At 39.2% G+C, this 19,613-nt stretch carries 19 protein-coding genes; 12 read left to right on the forward strand and 7 right to left on the reverse strand.

Features of this window, described 5'->3' with window-relative positions; translation table 11 throughout:
• Positions 1-102 precede the first annotated feature (102 nt).
• A complete protein-coding gene (locus ABH902_RS06720; RefSeq protein WP_404589794.1) occupies positions 103-1,743 on the forward strand; it encodes a dihydrolipoyllysine-residue acetyltransferase in 1,641 nt (546 codons plus the stop codon).
• Positions 1,744-1,750: 7 nt separating this feature from the next.
• A complete protein-coding gene (lpdA, locus tag ABH902_RS06725; RefSeq protein ID WP_404589795.1) occupies positions 1,751-3,157 on the forward strand; it encodes a dihydrolipoyl dehydrogenase in 1,407 nt (468 codons plus the stop codon).
• Positions 3,158-3,392: 235 nt separating this feature from the next.
• On the opposite strand, the gene ABH902_RS06730 is transcribed toward lpdA, so the two are convergent.
• Positions 3,393-3,821, reverse strand: coding sequence for a helix-turn-helix domain-containing protein (locus tag ABH902_RS06730; RefSeq protein ID WP_404589797.1), 429 nt, complete (start codon positions 3,819-3,821; stop codon positions 3,393-3,395).
• 122 nt (positions 3,822-3,943) lie between these two features.
• On the opposite strand from ABH902_RS06730, the gene ABH902_RS06735 reads away from it, so the two are divergent.
• A complete protein-coding gene (locus tag ABH902_RS06735) occupies positions 3,944-5,125 on the forward strand; it encodes a protein kinase (protein ID WP_404589799.1) in 1,182 nt (393 codons plus the stop codon).
• Positions 5,126-5,243: 118 nt separating this feature from the next.
• On the forward strand, positions 5,244-5,771 hold the full coding sequence (locus ABH902_RS06740; protein WP_404589800.1) for a DUF5067 domain-containing protein: 528 nt from the start codon (positions 5,244-5,246) through the stop codon (positions 5,769-5,771).
• A 188-nt stretch (positions 5,772-5,959) separates the two neighbouring features.
• Here the strand turns inward: ABH902_RS06740 and ABH902_RS06745 are convergent, their stop codons facing one another.
• Positions 5,960-7,009, reverse strand: coding sequence for an AI-2E family transporter (locus ABH902_RS06745; RefSeq protein WP_404589802.1), 1,050 nt, complete (start codon positions 7,007-7,009; stop codon positions 5,960-5,962).
• 197 nt (positions 7,010-7,206) lie between these two features.
• On the opposite strand from ABH902_RS06745, the gene ABH902_RS06750 reads away from it, so the two are divergent.
• Positions 7,207-8,505 carry a Y-family DNA polymerase gene (locus tag ABH902_RS06750; protein ID WP_404589803.1) on the forward strand — a complete coding sequence of 433 codons (1,299 nt, stop codon included), beginning with the start codon at positions 7,207-7,209 and terminating at the stop codon, positions 8,503-8,505.
• Complete coding sequence (locus ABH902_RS06755) at positions 8,502-8,843, forward strand: hypothetical protein (RefSeq protein WP_404589805.1); 342 nt, start codon at positions 8,502-8,504, stop codon at positions 8,841-8,843. Before ABH902_RS06750 ends, ABH902_RS06755 begins: the two co-directional genes overlap by 4 nt.
• 54 nt (positions 8,844-8,897) lie before the next feature.
• Here the strand turns inward: ABH902_RS06755 and ABH902_RS06760 are convergent, their stop codons facing one another.
• Positions 8,898-10,103, reverse strand: a complete 1,206-nt coding sequence (locus ABH902_RS06760; protein ID WP_404589807.1) for a YdcF family protein — start codon at positions 10,101-10,103, stop codon at positions 8,898-8,900.
• 138 nt (positions 10,104-10,241) lie between these two features.
• A complete protein-coding gene (locus tag ABH902_RS06765) occupies positions 10,242-12,080 on the reverse strand; it encodes an ATP-binding protein (protein ID WP_404589809.1) in 1,839 nt (612 codons plus the stop codon).
• A 120-nt stretch (positions 12,081-12,200) separates the two neighbouring features.
• Here ABH902_RS06765 and ABH902_RS06770 point away from each other — a divergent pair, with 120 nt between their 5' ends.
• Positions 12,201-12,923: a response regulator transcription factor gene (locus ABH902_RS06770; protein WP_404589843.1), complete on the forward strand. Its 723-nt coding sequence runs from the start codon at positions 12,201-12,203 to the stop codon at positions 12,921-12,923.
• A gap of 77 nt (positions 12,924-13,000) precedes the next feature.
• On the opposite strand, the gene citG is transcribed toward ABH902_RS06770, so the two are convergent.
• The 3 genes from citG to ABH902_RS06785 form a co-directional block, all read right to left on the reverse strand.
• On the reverse strand, positions 13,001-13,882 hold the full coding sequence (gene citG / locus ABH902_RS06775; RefSeq protein ID WP_404589811.1) for a triphosphoribosyl-dephospho-CoA synthase CitG: 882 nt from the start codon (positions 13,880-13,882) through the stop codon (positions 13,001-13,003).
• Entirely contained in the window at positions 13,866-14,570 is a 705-nt protein-coding gene (locus ABH902_RS06780; protein ID WP_404589812.1) for a GntR family transcriptional regulator, read from the reverse strand. Before ABH902_RS06780 ends, citG begins: the two co-directional genes overlap by 17 nt.
• A 208-nt stretch (positions 14,571-14,778) precedes the next feature.
• Complete coding sequence (locus ABH902_RS06785) at positions 14,779-16,122, reverse strand: CitMHS family transporter (protein ID WP_404589814.1); 1,344 nt, start codon at positions 16,120-16,122, stop codon at positions 14,779-14,781.
• 383 nt (positions 16,123-16,505) lie between these two features.
• Between ABH902_RS06785 and ABH902_RS06790 the strand changes: the two genes are divergently transcribed.
• The 5 genes from ABH902_RS06790 (at position 16,506) to citC (ending at position 19,609) form a co-directional block, all read left to right on the forward strand.
• Complete coding sequence (locus ABH902_RS06790) at positions 16,506-16,823, forward strand: hypothetical protein (RefSeq protein ID WP_404589815.1); 318 nt, start codon at positions 16,506-16,508, stop codon at positions 16,821-16,823.
• A 70-nt stretch (positions 16,824-16,893) separates the two neighbouring features.
• Complete coding sequence (locus ABH902_RS06795) at positions 16,894-17,286, forward strand: acetyl-CoA carboxylase biotin carboxyl carrier protein subunit (protein WP_404589817.1); 393 nt, start codon at positions 16,894-16,896, stop codon at positions 17,284-17,286.
• A 32-nt stretch (positions 17,287-17,318) separates the two neighbouring features.
• The gene (locus ABH902_RS06800; protein WP_404589818.1) at positions 17,319-18,440 is read left to right on the forward strand and encodes a sodium ion-translocating decarboxylase subunit beta; all 1,122 of its coding nucleotides are present in this window, start codon (positions 17,319-17,321) and stop codon (positions 18,438-18,440) included.
• Between the two features lie 31 nt (positions 18,441-18,471).
• Positions 18,472-18,597 (forward strand): OadG-related small transporter subunit, encoded by a 126-nt coding sequence (locus ABH902_RS06805; protein WP_404589819.1) that lies wholly within the window; start codon positions 18,472-18,474, stop codon positions 18,595-18,597.
• A 16-nt stretch (positions 18,598-18,613) separates the two neighbouring features.
• Entirely contained in the window at positions 18,614-19,609 is a 996-nt protein-coding gene (citC, locus tag ABH902_RS06810) for a [citrate (pro-3S)-lyase] ligase (RefSeq protein WP_404589820.1), read from the forward strand.
• The last annotated feature ends 4 nt before the right edge of the window (positions 19,610-19,613 follow it).

Genomic DNA, 19,613 nt, shown 5'->3' on the forward strand with positions numbered 1-19,613 from the left:
ACTGAACGTTCACAGGTTAATTTGACTGTTGAAAATTCAGACTTGCTGCTTGGCCGGCTTATCCGTGCTATAGAAACGATCAAAGGAAGGGAAGGCTAGAAAATGGCTTATCAATTTAAATTACCAGATATTGGTGAAGGTATTGCAGAAGGCGAAATCGTAAAATGGTTTGTAAAAGCCGGCGATACAATCAATGAAGATGATACATTATTAGAAGTACAAAATGATAAATCTGTAGAAGAAATTCCGTCACCTGTTACAGGAACAGTGAAAAGTATTGTGGTTCCAGAAGGGACAGTGGCAAATGTTGGGGATGTTTTAGTTGAGATTGATGCGCCCGGACATGAAGGAAACGAGGAATCAGGCGATGCCGGTGTGGCAGCGAAGGAACAAACCTCTGCACAACCAGCGGCAGAACCTACTGCAGCAGAAGCAACAGGCGGTTTCTTCCAATTTAAATTACCAGATATCGGTGAAGGGATTGCAGAAGGTGAAATCGTAAAATGGTTTGTAAAAGCCGGCGATACCATTAATGAAGATGATTCTCTACTAGAAGTTCAAAATGATAAATCCGTAGAAGAAATACCATCTCCTGTTACAGGAACAGTGAAAAACATTGTGGTTCCAGAAGGTACAGTTGCCAACGTAGGCGATGTATTGGTAGAAATCGATGCACCTGGACACAATGATTCAGCAGCCCAAGCACCAGCACCAGCAGCAAGTACACCTGCTCAAACAGAAGCAGCCCAAGCACCAGCAGCTTCAACAGGCGTGGTGGCAGCAGCAGATCCAAATAAACGGGTCTTGGCAATGCCATCTGTTCGTCAATTTGCGCGTGAAAAAGATGTGGACATTACCCAAGTAACACCAACAGGGAAAGGCGGACGCATTACTAAAGCAGACGTTGAAGCATTTATTTCCGGCGGAGGCCAAGCAGCACCAGCACAAGCTGAACAAACAGAAGCAAAAGCTGCTCCACAAGCAACAGAAGCCGCAGCACCAAAAGCACCGGCTAAACCATTTACTTCTGATTTAGGTGAAATGGAAACACGTGAAAAAATGACGCCAACGCGTAAAGCAATTGCTAAAGCAATGGTGAACAGCAAACACACTGCACCACACGTTACTTTACACGATGAAGTGGAAGTTTCTAAATTATGGGATCACCGTAAGAAATTTAAAGATGTGGCCGCTGCAAATGGCACGAAGTTAACCTTCTTACCATACGTTGTGAAAGCTTTAACTGCTACTGTTCAAAAATTCCCAATCTTGAATGCTTCAATTGACGATGCAGCTCAAGAAATTGTTTATAAAAATTATTACAACATTGGTATTGCCACAGATACAGATCATGGTCTATATGTACCAAATGTTAAAAATGCAAATACGAAGAGCATGTTTGCCATTGCAGACGAAATCAATGAAAAAGCAGGTCTTGCCGTTGAAGGAAAACTAACAGCACAAGATATGCGTGATGGCTCGATCACAATCAGTAATATTGGTTCAGTTGGCGGCGGCTGGTTCACACCAGTAATCAACTACCCTGAAGTAGCTATTTTAGGTGTTGGTACAATTGCACAGCAACCAGTAGTAAATGCCGATGGTGAAATCGTGGTTGGTCGTGTAATGAAATTATCATTAAGCTTTGACCACCGGATTGTTGACGGAGCGACTGCTCAAAAAGCAATGAACAACATCAAGCGTTTATTAGCTGATCCAGAATTACTATTAATGGAAGGATGATTATCAAATGGTAGTAGGAGATTTCGCCATTGAATTAGATACAGTTGTTATTGGTGCCGGCCCTGGAGGATATGTTGCTGCGATTCGTGCGGCTGAAATGGGTCAAAAAGTTGCGATTATTGAACGTGAATTTATCGGCGGTGTTTGTTTAAACGTTGGTTGTATTCCTTCTAAAGCCTTGATTGCAGCAGGACACCATTACCAAGAATCATTAGATTCTACTTTATTTGGTGTAACAGCTAAGGATGTAGAATTAGATTTTACAAAAACACAAGAATGGAAAGACAATAAAGTTGTCAAAACCTTAACTGGCGGCGTAGGTATGCTGCTAAAAAAACACAAAGTTGAAATTATTGAAGGAGAAGCATTTTTCGTTGATGAAAATACTTTACGTGTTATTCATCCCGATTCTGCACAAACTTATTCTTTCAATAACGCAATCGTAGCAACAGGCTCTCGTCCTATTGAAATCCCAGGATTTAAATTCGGTGGACGTGTCTTGGATTCTACAGGCGGGTTAAACTTGAAAGAAGTACCTAAAAAATTCGTGATCATCGGTGGCGGCGTTATCGGTGCTGAACTAGGCGGAGCTTATGCTAACCTTGGTTCTGAAGTAACTATTTTAGAAGGTACTGCTTCAATTTTACCAACCTATGAAAAAGATATGGTGAAGCTTGTTACAGATGACTTCAAGAAGAAAAACGTGACAGTTGTAACGAAAGCGATGGCTAAAGAAGCAATCGACAACGGCGACAGCGTAACAGTAAAATATGAAGTCGACGGTAAAGAAGAATCTGTTACTGCAGATTATGTTATGGTAACTGTAGGACGTCGTCCAAATACAGACGATCTTGGATTAGAACAAGCCGGCGTTGAAGTTGGCGAACGTGGTTTAATTCAAGTAGATGAACAAGGTAGAACCAATGTGAAAAACATTTTTGCCATTGGTGACATCGTACCTGGTGCGGCACTTGCCCATAAAGCAAGCTATGAAGCAAAAATCGCTGCTGAAGCTATTTCAGGTAAAAAAGTAGCAGTAGACTACAAAGCAATGCCTGCTGTCGCCTTTACAGATCCTGAATTGGCAAGTGTAGGTATGACGATTGCGGAAGCAAAAGAAGCTGGGTTAGAAGCAACTGCTTACAAATTCCCATTTGCAGGTAATGGACGTGCGATTTCTTTAGGTAAAACAGAAGGATTCATTCGTCTAGTTACAACCAACGAAGACAATGTCATTATTGGCGCACAAATTGGTGGAGTTGGTGCAAGTGATATGATTTCTGAACTAGCATTAGCAGTAGAATCCGGTATGAATGCGGAAGATATTGCTTTAACGATCCATCCTCACCCATCTTTAGGGGAAATTACTATGGATGCTTCTGAGTTGGCTCTAGGTTTGCCAATTCATATTTAATAGCATATTTGTTGCACAACTCTCTGTATAGAAATAGATACAGCTGTTGTGAGTGTGGTAAATTTGTATTTGCCACAAATTTACCACAAAAAATGAAAAGCACATTCACTCAATGAGTGGATGTGCTTTTCAATGCTTTAAAAGGAAACTTGTCAATTCAATGAAAAATAATAGTGTCGATTTTGTTAAAAATTGACCTGATTCTGAAAGAAACCGGTCAGGCATTAGCTTTGCCTTATTCTCCAAAGGTAGACAAGCCTTCCTCATACAAATGCTGATCGATTTCTGTTATGGTCAAGCCGTGAATTAGGCCGTAGATAACAACTGCATCCCATGGATGTTTAGGATAAAGCTGCGCGTAGCCGGATTTTTTCATTAGCTCATTGGTTTCTTCGAAGCTTAATTCTAAGCCGATAGCTAAGGCAATTACTTTTTCACGAGAAGGATTGCGTTTACCGTCAAAATATTGATAGCCGGTGGCTTCTGTGATACCTGCTCTTCTTAAAACGGTACTTTTTGTTAGCTTCTTCAAGAGCAGCCATTGATTGAGATAATCTTTCAAAGGGCGGTTAATGGCATATTCACGAGTAGTTGAGATTGCAGTTTGAAAATTTTCGGCTTTTTTTAATGAATGCAATAATTTATCAGTACTTTTTTCGTTCATTTTCTTAGCTCCTATAAGTAAATTATCTGCTTTTATTATACCTTGAATTTTTGAAAGAACGACCTATTTTTTTGATTTATTTGCTATAATTAGAAAAGTAAACCAAAATACGGAGTGTTTGTATGAAAATGACGGCTAGTGAAGAAAAGTGCAGCTATAAAGAAATTGAGCCTTTGACAGATAATGTGAATGGACCGGTTTTAGTTCGTAAAAAAGAAAGCAAGGAGTTCTTTGTTAAAAAAGTTTATTCTGCCGCTTTGAACGAACATCTGATCATTCTTCAAAAAATTAAAAATAAACATTTACCAAAAATTCAAGAGCTGCAGTTGCAAGGTGATGAAATCTGGCTGTATGAAGAATTTATTCACGGCAAAACGCTTAGTGAATTACTTCAGACATCCGGGCTGACTACCAGAGACATTTTAATGATGGCTTTGGATTTACTTGATGCATTAATGATGTTGCATGAAAAAGGGCTAGTTCACCGGGACATTAAGCCTGGCAACATTATGCTGTCCAGCGATGGTGTGTTAAAGCTGATTGACTTTGATGCTGTCCGTGTATTTGATGGTGAAAAGGAAACCGATACCATTCAGCTAGGCACGATTGGTTTTGCTTCGCCAGAGCAATTTGGCTTTGCTCAATCGGACGAACGAAGTGATTTGTATTCATTGGGTGTTGTGATGAATATTTGCTCCAACAGAGAATACCCTAAAGATCAGCTGACGACGGATCCTTATTTAAGCGGTATCATTGCACGAGCGACAAAATTAGATCCAAATGATCGTTACCAGTCTGCCGTAAAGATGGCACAAGCTATAAAAGAGAACTTACGACGCTTAGAGCAGAAATTAGAGTACGAAAAAACTACTAAGCCCAAATTTTGGCAGGAAATCCCATCAGCTGCAGCTGGTGTAAAAAATAAACAGCCAAAAGGACAATCAGTTGGGATAAGCCCAGTCTTTCAGTCAATTGTTCTGCGTCATATTCCCGGCTTTCGCACCAATCAATCATGGAAAAAAGTGATCGCTTGTATATATTACCTGTTTTTAGCTCTTGGCCTACCAATAGAAGTTAGTTCGGGAAAAACGTGGAGTGAGCAGCTTGCATTGGCGCTTAATGTCTTTGTTTTATTGATTCTGCCGGTTCTGTTATTTACTAATGTTGGGAATTTCCATGCAAAAGTTCCTTTACTTAAGTCAAAGTACAGGTTTGTACGGCTGATTGGCTTCGGGCTTCTAGTTTTAGGCTGGCTTTACTGTTATTCAATTGTGGATAAAATGACAGGTGGATTGAATTCGTAAAAGAGAAAAGCTATTTTTGACATCAGGAAAAATTATGCAGCGTGCATAAGATTATTTTTATTTTCTCAAGTACTATAAAGAAGTACTAACGGACTAAATAACGAAGGGGAAAATAAAGATGAAAAAAATTGTTTTAATCGGAATCGGCGTTTTATTCATTGGTGGTGTTTTAGCAAACATAGGATCAGAGGAGAAATCAAAACAAACCACTAAAGAAACTGTAACAGAGGTCTCTAAGCAAACAACAAAAAGTACAATGGTGGAAGAAAAAGCAGAAGCACCGCAGGCTTCAGATGTGGGAGATTTGGGCAAGTATCATGTAGCGATTAAAGGCTTCTCATTAGCTCAGGATTATAGCGGGGCAGATGTTGGCGTGGTGGAATATGAATTTACCAATAATAGTGATAAAAATGCTATGTTCCTAACTTCCATTACCACCAAAGCTTTCCAAAACGGTATTTCCTTGAAATTAGCTATTATGACAGAATCTGGCTATGTTGATTCGATGACGGAAATTCAGCCAGGCACTACTTTAACTCTAAAGGTTCCTTATGTATTGTTGGATCCGGCGGCGCCAGTTACAGTAGAAGCATCCCAGTTGTTTAAAAGCGACGTAAAATTAACTAAAGAATTTGTATTGCAGTAAATCAGGTGGTATAGCTAAATCTAGCTTTTCCTTATAGATGGCTGTGTATTAATGGAACGGGTAGCTTCTGATGTAGTTATTTGGTCCGAAATCGCATCAATGCTGCTTGGTTAATAAAGCAGCTAAGCCACAAACAAATAAGTTGAGTGAAAGTCTAACGGACTCTTCTACTCAACTTATTTTTATGCTTATTGGGATTCGTCTTTACGTTTGAGTGAGGGAAGCTTTTTCAAGGGCTTAATCGGTTTGACTTTTAATATATCCAAGAAGAAGGTAAAAATCGGAATCCCCACAATTAGCCCCCAAACGCCAAATAAACGCTCACTGATCAGCAAAATAACAAAGGTATAAAAAATCGGCAGATCTGTTTTACTGGACATAAATTTAGGATTTAAAACATACGATTCAAATAAATGGACGATAACAATAATCGCCAAAATATAGATGACATCATTAATACCCCCCTGAGAATAAGCGATAAAACCCAGCGGCAGACATGAAATAATGACACCTGCGACCGGTACTAAGCTTAAAATAAAAATCATAATCGCTAGACTAGGTAGCTGATGAAAGCCGATTAAAGCCAGACAGATCGTCGTAATGCCGGTATTGACCGCCGCTATAAAGAATTGAGCTTCCATGACAACGCCGAAGGTATTCACAAATTTATCTGCGAAAAAGTAAATATCTTGAAAGAACCAGTCAAAATCACTTTTCAAAAACAGCTTGGAAAAATCAGCCATTTGCCTTTTTTCAATCATGAAAAAGAAGCTTAAAATAAATGAAAGGACAAACGATAAACCAAGCGAGCCGATATTTTGAACATAGTGCAACAGTATGCTGGCACCGTTTTGAATCTGTGTCATTAGATTTGACTGCTCTAAATAATCGTCAATGATCTGCAGCAGCTGGTTTTGATTGTCCGCCGGATTTTGGTAAAACTTAACCACTGAATCGTACGTTTGTACGGATTGATCAATCAGAATCGGTACGTATTTAGTAATGGCTAAATAAACCAAAAAGACAATCAATGAATAAGTCGCCAAAACTAATACCAGTGAAGGAACTTTAATAAAACGCTGGACAAATTTGACGAAATGAAGTGCTAAAAAAGTAAAGATAAAGGTAAGCAAAATCATTGTAATCATACTTCTGGCCAAAAATAAAATAAAAATGACCACTGCTAAAACAGAAAACCGTCGTAATCGTTCATTTTGAATAAACTTTTCATATAACACCCATGTTCCTCCCTAATTCCACAAAAGTAATCATTAAAACTCTAAGGCTACTATAATACTTTTTTTACTTTTAGGGTAGTGTTTCCATTATTATTCATAAAAAATTAATTCTGAGCAATTTAAAAAGGTGTTCCCCTTTACAAAAAGAACATACGTTCGTATAATTAAGCATGAAATAACACAAGGAGAGGGTGGCTATGAAGTTTGATTATCAGAAGGAACCTAGGAGGGTCGTTTTTTGTATTGATGTAAGGTCATTTTATGCTTCTGTAGAATGTGTAGCGAAAGGCTATGATCCGCTAAACACGATGCTAGTAGTGATGAGTCATGCGGAAAATACAGGCGGACTTGTTTTAGCCTCGTCGCCTAAGGCAAAGGAAATTTTGGGTATAACCAATGTGACGCGTAAATATGAGGTGCCGAATCATCCGGAGCTGGTGGTGGTTCCGCCGCGGATGAATGAATACATTAAAGAAAACATGAAGATTAATAAGATATACGCTGAATATGTGGCAGAAGAAGACTTGCACATTTATTCTATTGATGAATCGTTTTTGGACGTGACTGCCAGTTGGCGACTGTTTGAGCGATCGCCTGCAGCGCTTGCTCAAAGTATTCAGCGGAGAATTAAGGCAGAGACAGGTTTGTCAATTACCATCGGGATCGGCGATAATCCGCTTTTAGCTAAATTAGCCATGGACATTGAAGCTAAGCAGCAGCCCAATGGTCTTGCTGAATGGCATTATGAAGATGTTCCTGAAAAGGTTTGGCGCATTGAAGCTTTAACGGATATGTGGGGCATTGGCCGCCGAATGGCAAAGCGGTTAAATTATTTAGGGATTCGTTCTGTGTATGATTTAGCTCATGCGGATTATAGTAGCTTAAAGAGGAATCTAGGTATCATTGGTGAGCAGCTTTATGCTCATGCGCATGGCATTGACCGTAGTCGTTTAGCAGAAAAATATATTCCGGAGGAGCGTTCTTATAATAATTCACAAATTTTAATGCGGGATTATTTACGGCAGGATGAAATTGAGGTTGTGATTCGCGAGATGGCTGACCAAGTTGCCGCCAGACTTAGAAAAGCCCATTGTCAAACCGAATGTGTCCAGCTCTCCATTGGCTTCTCGAAAAAAGCCGGCGGGAGTGCAGCTGGCTTTTCCCGACAAATGAAAGTACCTTTAACCAACAGTAGCCGGCTTTTAACGGAGTATTGCTTAACTATTTTCAGAGAGCACTGGCGCGGTGAGGAAATACGACATATTGGGATTACTTATTCCAAATTAAATTATAATACTTATGTGCAGCTGGATTTATTTCATGAACCTGCTGAACAATTAAAAGAATTAAAGCTGGATCAATTGATAGATGACATTCGCCAGCGCTTCGGTTATGTTGCTTTGGTTCATGCCAGCTCTGTAACAGCGGGAGGGACTGCCATTTCAAGAGCCTCGTTAGTAGGCGGTCACGCCGGCGGATTGGAGGGGCTGGAATGAGTAAAGAACGGGATTATTATTTTGAAGAATATCAGGATCGCAAGATGAAGAAGTGGGCGGGTTTTTATTTATCAGAACACACTGCGATGATTGCTAAAGAAAGCCAAAAGCAGCCACCTGAAAAGAAAAGACAGATGAGCTGGCCGGAAATTGATGAGGTACTGACACAGGCATTTCAAGGAAAGCTGAGTGTCGCTATTCAAAAAGAAGAATTGGATTATGAAGGCAATTACAGTGAGGACGTTATTGGTATTATTCAAGGACATGATGAGTTGGGGATTTATGTAGCAGATCAAAAAATCGGCTATGATGAAATTCGCCATGTAGAAATAAAATAATGCCGAAGGAGCTGCGATATCAACGTATCGCAGCTCCTTCGGCATTAAAATTGGTTAAGTAAGAAAATAATCTACTGCGGCTAGGAAAATCATCATCAAAGCAATCAAGCCGCAAATAATTAGATGGCGCCGTTTGTGCATAACAACAATAGCAATAAATTCACGTAAAAAGGCGTTCGGCAAAAAGTAAAAAGCTGTTTTAGCACCGATGCCGTTTGCATTAAGCTGAGCCATTTTTGCAAACAAACCCGCTCGAAACAAATGAAAATTGTTAGTGATGAATATCGCACGATACTCAGCACCACCAAAGCTTTGTTCAATAACTTCTTTAGAAAATTTCATATTTTCCAACGTATTTTTTGAATTTGCTTCAATGAGAATATCATCTTCCGGAATCCCTTTAGTTAATGCATAGTCTTTCATAGCAACACTTTCAGCCAAATGCTCGTCGTCTCCCTTACCGCCGGACATGATGATTTTGGGTGGACTTAAGGTAGCCTGTGACTGGGCTTGATAAAACTGAAGAGCTTTTTCAATCCGTTTAGCCAAAAGCGGCGGAACAGTTTTGCCGTCAATCAATCCTGAGCCCAGAACAATCACAAAATCCTGATTATATTTCGGCTGATTAAACTGATAAATCACTGAGATTGTTAGGAAATTATAAAAAACGATTGAAAAATATACCATGAGCATAGGTAAAATACTGAACAACAGTGAAGCCCAGGAAGGTAAAATTCTTTCTGAAAAATGATTAAAAATTAAAAACACCGTCAAGAAAATGGCCAAAAGCAACGTCAATAAATTAGCCAAGGAGTGTCCTTCTTTACGTAAGACGACCAGTGCATTCCAATATAAGAAAACCAGTAAAGCATAAAGTCCAAGTAATAATGATAAGACCAGTACGATTAACGTAAGTCCGGCCAAACCAATCAGCAAAGGATTCATTGTGCGAATCAGCAGTGAGCCTAGATACGTCATGCCGACAACTAAAAATAAATTGAACAATAAGCCGTTTATCAGCCTGCGTCGTTCCTTGAAATAGCAAAATAGAAACAGCAGTAAAAAGCCCAATGGCATCAAAAAGTAAAAGGTTTGAAGTGTTAGCTCTAAAAAGATAACGTAAATAATAAAACAAATTGAAAACCACAATAATTCATAAAAACGCCAACCCGGACTAAGCTTTTTACGGCGCCATTTTGGAATAAACACGACACCAAATAAATAAATAACTCCTAAAAAAATTGTAAAATAATTCCCCATAGGTTAAACTCCTTCGATTACTAATATCAGTACCAGTATAACGAAAATAAATCAAAAAAAATACTAAAAGACTACAGATTGGATTGAAAAAGGCTGAAATCCTCTCTTGATAGAGAATTTCAGCCTTTAGATAGAGAATTACGGAGAGACCGGTAAGGTGATCAAAAAAGTTGTACCATCCGGACTTGTATCAATGGCAAGGTGCCATTCATATTTAGAAACAATAGACGCAACTGCGAATAGACCTAAGCCGGTTCCTTCATCAGCAGCTTTTGTCGTGAAAAAGGGTTCAAAAATTTTAGCCAGTATTTCCTGTGGAATGCCTGGTCCATTATCAGAAATTTTTAATGTAACGAAACGGGTTTCGGGATGTAAATGCGTGCGTGTTTTTTTCAGCTTTTCACTAAGCTCTTTAGCTGCTTGTTCTAGACTCACGTGAATAAGCTGTGCACCCGAATTGCTTTTAGTTGCCTGATAAGCATTGGTAATTAGATTATAAATTAAATTCTGCAGGTCGACTTCATCCAGCTTGGCAGTACCAAGGTTTTCTTGAAGCGACAGCTCTAACTGAACTTTTTTTGGGATAATTTCTTTAATCAAATGAGTAGCGACGCTCACGGCTGCTGCAACATCGATCCATTCTTTTATACTATTTTGATTTTTGGAAAAACGCAAAACGTTGGCTGAAAGCTGTTTTCCTTTTTGTGCAGAATGCAAAATTTCCTCTAAATCAGCTATTAATACTGGATTGTCCTGATACTCCTCTAATAATAATTGAATGTTGCCGATAATCGGCGTTAGAAAATTATTCATATCATGAACAATGGATGTCGTTAGTAGGCCAACGGTTTCCATTTTATTGCGCTGATAAAGCTCTAGTTCCAGCTTGTGCTGCATTTTTTGTTGTTTTTGCGTTTCAATCAATACCTTGTTTTCTTCTTCAATGCGTTCTTTTTTTCTAAAATTATGAATAAATAAGGAAAAAATGCTAATGAGCAGCAGTAATAAAACCAATAATAGCGAAAGAACAATGACGAAGTTAATCAAATCATCATTACGTTCATTATAATCAGCGTTAACAGCCACGACCCAATGCGCCAGTCCGACGTCAATCCATTCAAACGCGCTGATTTTTAAGACTTCCTTTGGCTGATCTTCATCCCACCAATAGGATTTATAGGTTAGCTTACCTGACTTGTGGCTTAGTTGGTATTTTTCAAGCTCTTTTAAATCTGAGTAATCAAAATCGGGATACAGTTTTTCTCGATCCGTGATAATGTTCAAGCCGACTTGTTTTTCAACAGGATGCATCACGACAGTCATCGACTGATCTTTGATCATTGGGTAGCCTTTATAGTCCAATTCAAAATCCTGTAAAAAGTTTTTATAAAATTTTTGTAAGTTCAGCGGCAAAACTAAGTAGCCGTTCGTTGTGCCGGTTTCTGTTTTAATTTCCTGATAGAAATTAACGTAGGCCTTTTTGTCAATAAAGTAAGAAGCGCTGTTTTGTGCAGTAGGTTTAGCCAAGAGCTGCTGTAGCGATAAATCATGACGAATGAAGGGCTGCACGGTTTTTACATCTGCGATAGTCACTTGCTTGGTTTTGTCATTCCACTGAAAGGCATAAATAGGTGTACCGTTAGGGTCGATATAAAAAAGTGAATCTGCTTCACCGTTTAGTGAATCGAAAAAAGTAGCCAAGGCTGAATAGCTATTGTTCAAATAAGTTTCAGGATTATCACCGTTTTTTAAATTGCCGTCAATCGCTAGATAATTTAGTGATTGATGGCGGTTTTTCATAGAAAGCTGAATGACTTTTCCCACATATTCAGTTGATTGAAGGAGAAAATCCTGCCCGCTGGCAGTGGTTGTTTTGCGAATAATGGAAAAGCCGCGAACAGCAAAGAAAACGGAAACGATGATAAAAAGAGCCAGCGCTGCAATCATAACATTTACAACTTTGTTGGTTCGTTTCATGTGATTAACTCCTTTTGCACGTATGCTCATATCATAACAAGTTCAAGTTGAAATTTAAAGGCAATTCCGCTATTGTATAGATATGCAGAAAAGGGAAAAGATAGTGAGGTGCTCTGCATGTTGCGGAATGAGAAAATTTTAGTCGTTGATGATGATCCTGCTATCCGCCGCTTGATTTGGAAATCACTCCAATCAACTGGTCTGCTGATCTATCAAAGCGATACACTTGAAAAAACATTAGAGATTATGAAGCGGGTCGATTTTCAATTATTTCTTTTAGACGTCAGTCTGGAACATGAAAATGATGGCTATCATTTGGCTCAGCTGATTCGAGAGTACCAACCGTTGACGCCGATTATTTTTGTGAGCGGGAAAAAAAGTGAACAGGATATTATCAGCGGTCTGGAATCCGGCGGCGATGTGTATCTTGCCAAACCGTTTGCACCAAATGTGCTGCGAGCTCAGGTCATTAGTACCTTGGATCGGACGGAGCAATTGCTCCTTAGTAGTAAGCACAAAGAAGAAGCAATCGTAGTGGAGGGGATCTTTTCTTTCGATAAAAATCAGTATCAGTTTAGTAAAAATGGCGAAATTGTTTCTATGACTTCTAAAGAAATTATGATGATTTTATTCTTTATGGAAAACCCTCACCAAGTATTTAGCAAAGAGCAAATTTATGCAAATGTTTGGAGCGACGGTGATATGGATAAAAATCTTATTACGGTTTACATTAATTATTTGCGCAATAAGATTGAAGATGATCCCAAAAAACCGAAGTATTTACAAACGGTTTGGGGCATCGGCTATTTATTCAATCCAGAAGGTGCTGAAACAGAAGCCTAAAATAGTAGAAAAAGAAACCGACAGTCACGAAAATTAATTTTTTCATCTCTGTAAGCGCCGGTTTCTTTTTTTAATTTCTACACGAAGCCTTCCAGTTGAGCAAAAAAGTAGCTTAAAGCTAACAGATCCGCCGAACCGCCCGGACTAAGATTTTCTTTAATTAATTGTCGATCAAAGGTCTTTAAGGCTGCAGTTAACCCAGTCGTATCTTTTGAATAGGTTTGGAAAAGCTGGGCTGCCTGCTCCTGCACTTTTTTCCAAGCAGCTACACCTCCTCGATGAATCAAATTCGAGTCTTCCACTGTTGCCATTAAAAGTAACAGCAACAGCTGGAAGGTTTCACAAGGTGATTTGCCAGCCTGTGTTCTTATAAACGGCAGTGCAGTGGTTTGTAATACAGGATAGCCCGCTTGTGCTTCGCCGCGGATTCCCGTGATGCCATGCTGTAAGTAAAGCTTTTCGCCATTTGTCAAAGTTCCTTTTTGCTGAAGAGCAGTAAAATCAAGGGACAGGATGTCAGCTGTCATTTGTTGGACGTAGGCCAAAATCATGGCTATTTCGTTTTGAGAAAAAGGAAGCTTAACCGTTTGCTCTTGCATCTGTTTGCCTAAACTACTCAAAATTAAAGCTAGTGAAAAATTAGCGCCTTTATGGGTATTAATGCCCTTTGTTTTAGCAAGCATCGCTTGTTCGGCGACTTGACCACGTAGACGTACCTTTTGAAATAACTCTGTCGGCGTTCCCTGATGGTTCAGACCTAAAAGAAAATAGTCGCTGAAATAAGGTGCTAGAGCGTAGCTGCTGTTAAGAAAAGTAGTATATGTCATATCCTGATGGGCGCCGTTACTAAAAGGATCGACCAAGCCAGGCTTTGGCGCAAGCTTCGCTTCAAAAAGCAAACTTTGTAACGCAAAAGTACGAATGGTTTCAACAACAGTTGAATTAATTAGTCGATTCATGCAAGTGTTTTTCCATTTCTTTAATGATAAAGGTTTGCGAATAATCCAAATGCTCCGTAATCAGAAGCTCTAACTGTTCTTTTTCTTGTTTTAACATGCATTGATAGATCAGCCAATGCTCCTTTAAGGCTTTGTCGCGCCGCTCTTTGGAACGAATAGAGATGTCTCGAAAATAAATCAAGTATTCCCTAAGCTTCATGACGATGGATTTCAAGCGGCGCATTTTGCTTTTTTCATAAATAAACTCATTAAAGTCAGAAAATCTCTGTAAGACAAGATCTACTTCATTCGCTTCATTCAATTCCTCTGTTTCTTCTAATAACCGTTTTAACTCGGAAAAATCTTCTGAAGACATTTCCTTCATCGCTGTCAACGTAGCCAAAACATCTAACGATTTACGTATCGCGTAAATTTCATACGCATCATTAATTGAAATTCCTTTAACAATCATACCAACACCGGGAACATGATCGACTAAATCTTCATCCACCAATTTTTGTAAAGCATAACGAATTGGTGTCCGGCTAATATTCATCACTTCAGAAAATTCTTTTTCATTAATCCGCTGCCCAGCAGGAATTTCACCTAGAATAATCGTCTTACGAAAGGCCTGATAAACCAATTCCTTCAAAGGCTCATTAAGACTCAAATCCAAATTCCTACCGACCGCTTCTGATATCGAACTCATCTAAAAAACCCCCTTTGCTGTGAATCACGAAGAACGAAGTGATTCGATGATGAACAGCACAAGTCGTCCAAGCGACTTGTTCCCGCCGTTTATTCGTGTTTAGAGTATGAAGCAAAAGTGTTATTTACTTTTGTCTCACACTTCTCATACTAGACTGAATCACAAAGACCGAAGTGATTCTCTAAAAAACTAACCTAAATTTTTTCTTTTATTGCGGAATATAAAGCGGCATATGGCCAGTTAAAACAATTGTTACAACGAAAATAATAAAAATACCTAACGCCCATTTGGCTGCTTCTTTTTGCCATTGGCCCATATCCAAGCCAGTTAAACGAAGTAATAAATAAATGAACGCTACTAACGGACTTAATAAGTGAAAGGCTTGTCCCATCAAGGATGCTAACGCCATTTGCATATTAGTAAAACCATATGCTCGACCAGCTTCGGCCAAGACCGGTAAAACGCCAAAGTAGAATCCGTCATTGGAAATAAAGAAGGTTCCCGGTGCAGAAATAACTGCAATAACTAAGCCCCAAAAGCCAGCTAATTGATTAGGAATAATCTTTGTAAAGCTTTGTGCTAAAGCATCTGCCATACCAGTTCCTTGGAATAAGCCCATGAATACACCAGCAGCAAAGACTAAGATGACTACTTGTACTGCATCGCCGCCGTTTGCACCAATTCGTGCAGATTGATCTTTTAAGACAGGATAATTCACCATCAATGCGATTACTGTTCCAGTCAAGAACAAGAATAATGGTGGTAAACCAAGACTAATGAAAGAATCGGTAACCAATAAAGTGATCAACAAAATAGTTAAGAATGCATTGAATAACCATCTTTTAGGACGACGAATAGCTAAAGTATCTTCATCTGTCACAGTGGTCATTTCGTCAATTTCAGCATCGGTCAACTGCTTGATTCCCAAACGTGCCCGTTCCTTGCGACCCATTGAAGGTGCAACAATAAAGATAACGTATAATAAAGCAATGATCATTCCCGGAATCAAATAGGCTAAAATTTCAGCACCTACATTTAACACACTCATTGCCCGTGCTGTCGGTCCGCCCCATGGCAGCAAATTCATAATCGTATTTTGAAGAATAACCAAAACACCCAGATTCATTAATTTCATATCAAGCTTCTTATAAATAGGAATAAAAGCAGAACAGCAAATCAATGTAGTCGTTGTACCATCCCCGTTTAGAGAAACTGCGGCAGCAACTACGGCTGTAGCGATCAATACTTTCATTGGATCGCCTTTTGCAATGTGAATCATCTTTTTCGTAATTGGATCAAACAACCCGGCGTCCAGCATAATAGAAAAATAAAGAATGGCAAATAGCAACATAATTCCTGTATTCGAAGTGGTTTTGATTCCTTCCAATACAAAATCACCGATTGAACCTTTATTGGATACGCCGGCAAAGATCGCGATCAACGCAAAAATCAGCGGGATCAAAACTAATGCAGTAAACGGTGACATTTTCTTTTTCATAATAACGAACATAAAGACAATAATCATGACATACGACAAAACAGTTAATAACATTTTTTTCGCTCCTTTGGTTTTATTGGCTAACAAAGTAGAAGAGGTCTAAAATGTAGTAAAAAATAAAATAACAGTAAAACAGAAAGCCCTTTCTTGTTTAATTAACCAAGCATAGTGTAAAGCAAGTCTGAAAAGATAAATAGCTGAAAACAGGAAAAAGAACACTAAAAAAACAGAGATGGTAGCGTTTTCTTAAAGAGATGTTAATAAGATGTTAATAAAATATTAAATGCTTAGAAACGTTGATATATCAACATTTCTTAAGTTTTGTAAACAAAAGTGGCAGAAATAAACAGAAAAAGAACAATTTGCGGGACTTGATTTTATTTTCTTGCGATTGATTTTACCTATAATAAAGGCAGACGCAGAAAGGATGTGAGTGTATGGGGCTGTTTGGACGATTATTTAATAAAGAAAAAACAATAGAGACAACAAAATCTTTACCTGCGGAAACAGAGCTAGATGAATGGCAGGAGCTGCCCGGCTATTTGCCCGCACCGCCGGAAGAATATCAGCTGGTTTCGGTCATTGCAAGCGCTGTTGCAGCGGGCGACCAACCACAAAGTCAATTTGTCGTTAAACGTATTCTAAAAAGAAATCCGGAAGCGGAACGAGTTGCAGCGATTGCAGCTGCTATTGCAAGCTGGGATCAGACAGAAAAGCAATTGGTCATCCGTTCAATTAAGGAAAGACGAGAATAATTGAAAGAAAAAAGAACTTTTTAAGAATTCCTATTTAAACTGTGAAATTCAAATCTTAGGAGGAAAAAACATGTTGCGTAAATTTAAGATTACTATCGATGGAAAAGAGTATCTAGTAGAAATGGAAGAGATCGGAGGAACCCCTCAAAATACAGTTCCCCAAGCTCCGGCGCCAACATCAGCACCAACAGCTCAAGCAGAGCCCACTTCGGAGCCCGCACCTGCACCCTCACCAAGTACAGCAGCAGGAAGTGATGCGATGACTTCACCGATGCCGGGAACGATTTTAAAAATTTTAGTGAATGTTGGTGATGAAGTGAAAGAGAATCAGCCCTTGCTGATTTTAGAAGCAATGAAAATGGAAAATGAAGTAGTGGCTTCAGCGAACGGCAAAGTGACCGGTCTTCATGTAACGCTTGGACAAGTCGTGAATGCAGGAGATCCATTAATTACTATTGGCTAAAAATCTAAAAACTAGTTGGAGGAAGTGAAATCGTGGAAACATTAATTCAAGGAATTACATCTATTACATTCGGTCAAATTTTCATGATGGCGATCGGTTGCTTGTTGATGTATTTAGGAATCAAAAAGGAGTATGAGCCGACATTGTTGGTACCGATGGGATTAGGAACTATTTTGGTGAATTTTCCAGGTACAGGGGTACTGACGCAAATGGTCAATGGCTCAGAGGCAGAAGGCGTACTGGATGTGCTATTTAAAGCTGGTATTGCAACAGAGCTCTTTCCTTTATTAATCTTTATTGGCATTGGCGCGATGATTGATTTTGGCCCATTATTGCAAAATCCATTCATGCTATTATTCGGAGCAGCTGCTCAGTTTGGGATCTTTTTTACAGTAATTGTGGCTGTTTTATTCGGCTTTAATATTGAAGAAGCGGCGTCAATCGGAATTATCGGAGCGGCGGATGGACCAACCTCGATTTTTGTCTCAAATCAGCTAGCGCCCAACTTGTTAGGACCAATCACGGTTGCGGCTTACTCTTACATGGCACTGGTGCCGATTATTCAGCCAGTTGCAATTAAAGCTGTAACGACGAAAAAAGAACGCAGAATCCGTATGCATTATAAAGCAGATGGCGTTTCAAAAATGACGAAAATCATTTTCCCGATCGCTATTACAATTGTAGCCGGGTTTATTGCACCGATTTCTTTACCGTTAGTCGGCTTTTTAATGTTTGGTAACTTATTAAGAGAATGTGGAGTGCTGGATCGTTTATCTAATACTGCTCAAAATGAGCTGGTTAATATCGTATCGATTTTACTAGGATTGACGATCTCGATTAAAATGCAGGCTGAGTTATTTTTAAATGTACAAACGTTGATGATTATTGCTTTCGGACTCGTTGCCTTTATTATGGATTCTGTCGGCGGCGTTCTATTTGCCAAATTATTGAACTTGTTTAGAAAAGAAAAAATCAACCCAATGATTGGCGCCGCAGGAATTTCGGCCTTTCCAATGTCTAGTCGAGTGATTCAAAAAATGGCGACAGATGAAGATCCGCAAAACTTTGTTTTAATGTATGCGGTCGGCGCGAATGTCTCAGGACAAATTGCCTCTGTTATAGCAGGCGGGTTACTGCTGGCCTTCTTCTCATAGACAAAAAGCATAAAGAAAGGAGCTTCGTAATATGGACATAGAAGCATTAAAAACAGCTGCTGAATTAATGATTTTCGGGATGGGCGGCGTATTTCTGGTTTTATTTTTACTCTTTTTAATTTCAAAATTATTGTTAAAACTATTCCCGGCAAAATAAATAGGAAGTGACCTTAGTGGAAATCAAACGATTATGGCTGAAACGTGATCCTGCGGCTTATGAGCAATGGCGCCGCTTATTGGAAGCGGCTGACTTAACTGCAGATGATCAGGTAGATTATACTGTCGGCATTTATCAGCAAGAACGCTTAATTGCGACGGGGTCTGTTTATCAGAATATTTTAAAATGTATTGCTATTGATACAAGCTATCAGAATGAAAATCTGTTGACCAAAATTGTCCAGCAGCTACGTGAACGATTGGTTGAAGCTGGTTTTACGCATTACTTTTTGTATACCAAACCTAGCGTACGTCAGCTTTTTCAGGCTTTAGGCTTTTCAGAAATTATTATGACGGAAGAGCTGGCGTTTATGGAACAGGGGGGCCCTGATTTTACAGCGTATCTACATGAGCTTGCCGCAATGAAGCGAGCAACTACAAAAAATGCTGGTATTGTGATGAATGCCAATCCGTTTACCAATGGGCATTTGTATCTTATCACCGAGGCAGCGAAGCAAAATGAAACGGTTTATGTTTTTGTAGTTTCTGAGAATCGTTCGTTGTTTGATACAGCTACACGGGTTCGGTTGGTGAAAGAAGGTGTTCGCCATTTAAATAATGTAGTGGTTTTACCGACCAGAGAATACATCGTTTCCAGCGCGACATTTCCGTCTTATTTCTTGAAGGATCAAGCCAAAGAAGCCGTTGCTAAAGTGCAAGCAGTGTTGGATGCTAAACTTTTCAAGGAAAGAATTGCACCCGCACTAGGTATTACAACGCGCTACGTTGGAGAAGAGCCGCTTTCACCTGTTACCAATCTTTATAATCAGGCAATGAACAGCGTTTTTTCAGCTGCCCTTAAACTAGTGATTGTTCCTAGAAAGCAACAACAGCATGAAGTAATCAGTGCATCGAGAGTTAGAGCGTTAATGAAGGAACGAGACTATGAAGCAATTCATGCTCTTGTTCCGGAAACAACGCTGAATGAAATTTTGAAACAAATAAAAAAATAAGAGG

The organism is Enterococcus sp. UD-01 (assembly GCF_044909655.1).
In the GTDB taxonomy this organism is placed as follows: domain Bacteria; phylum Bacillota; class Bacilli; order Lactobacillales; family Enterococcaceae; genus Enterococcus_L.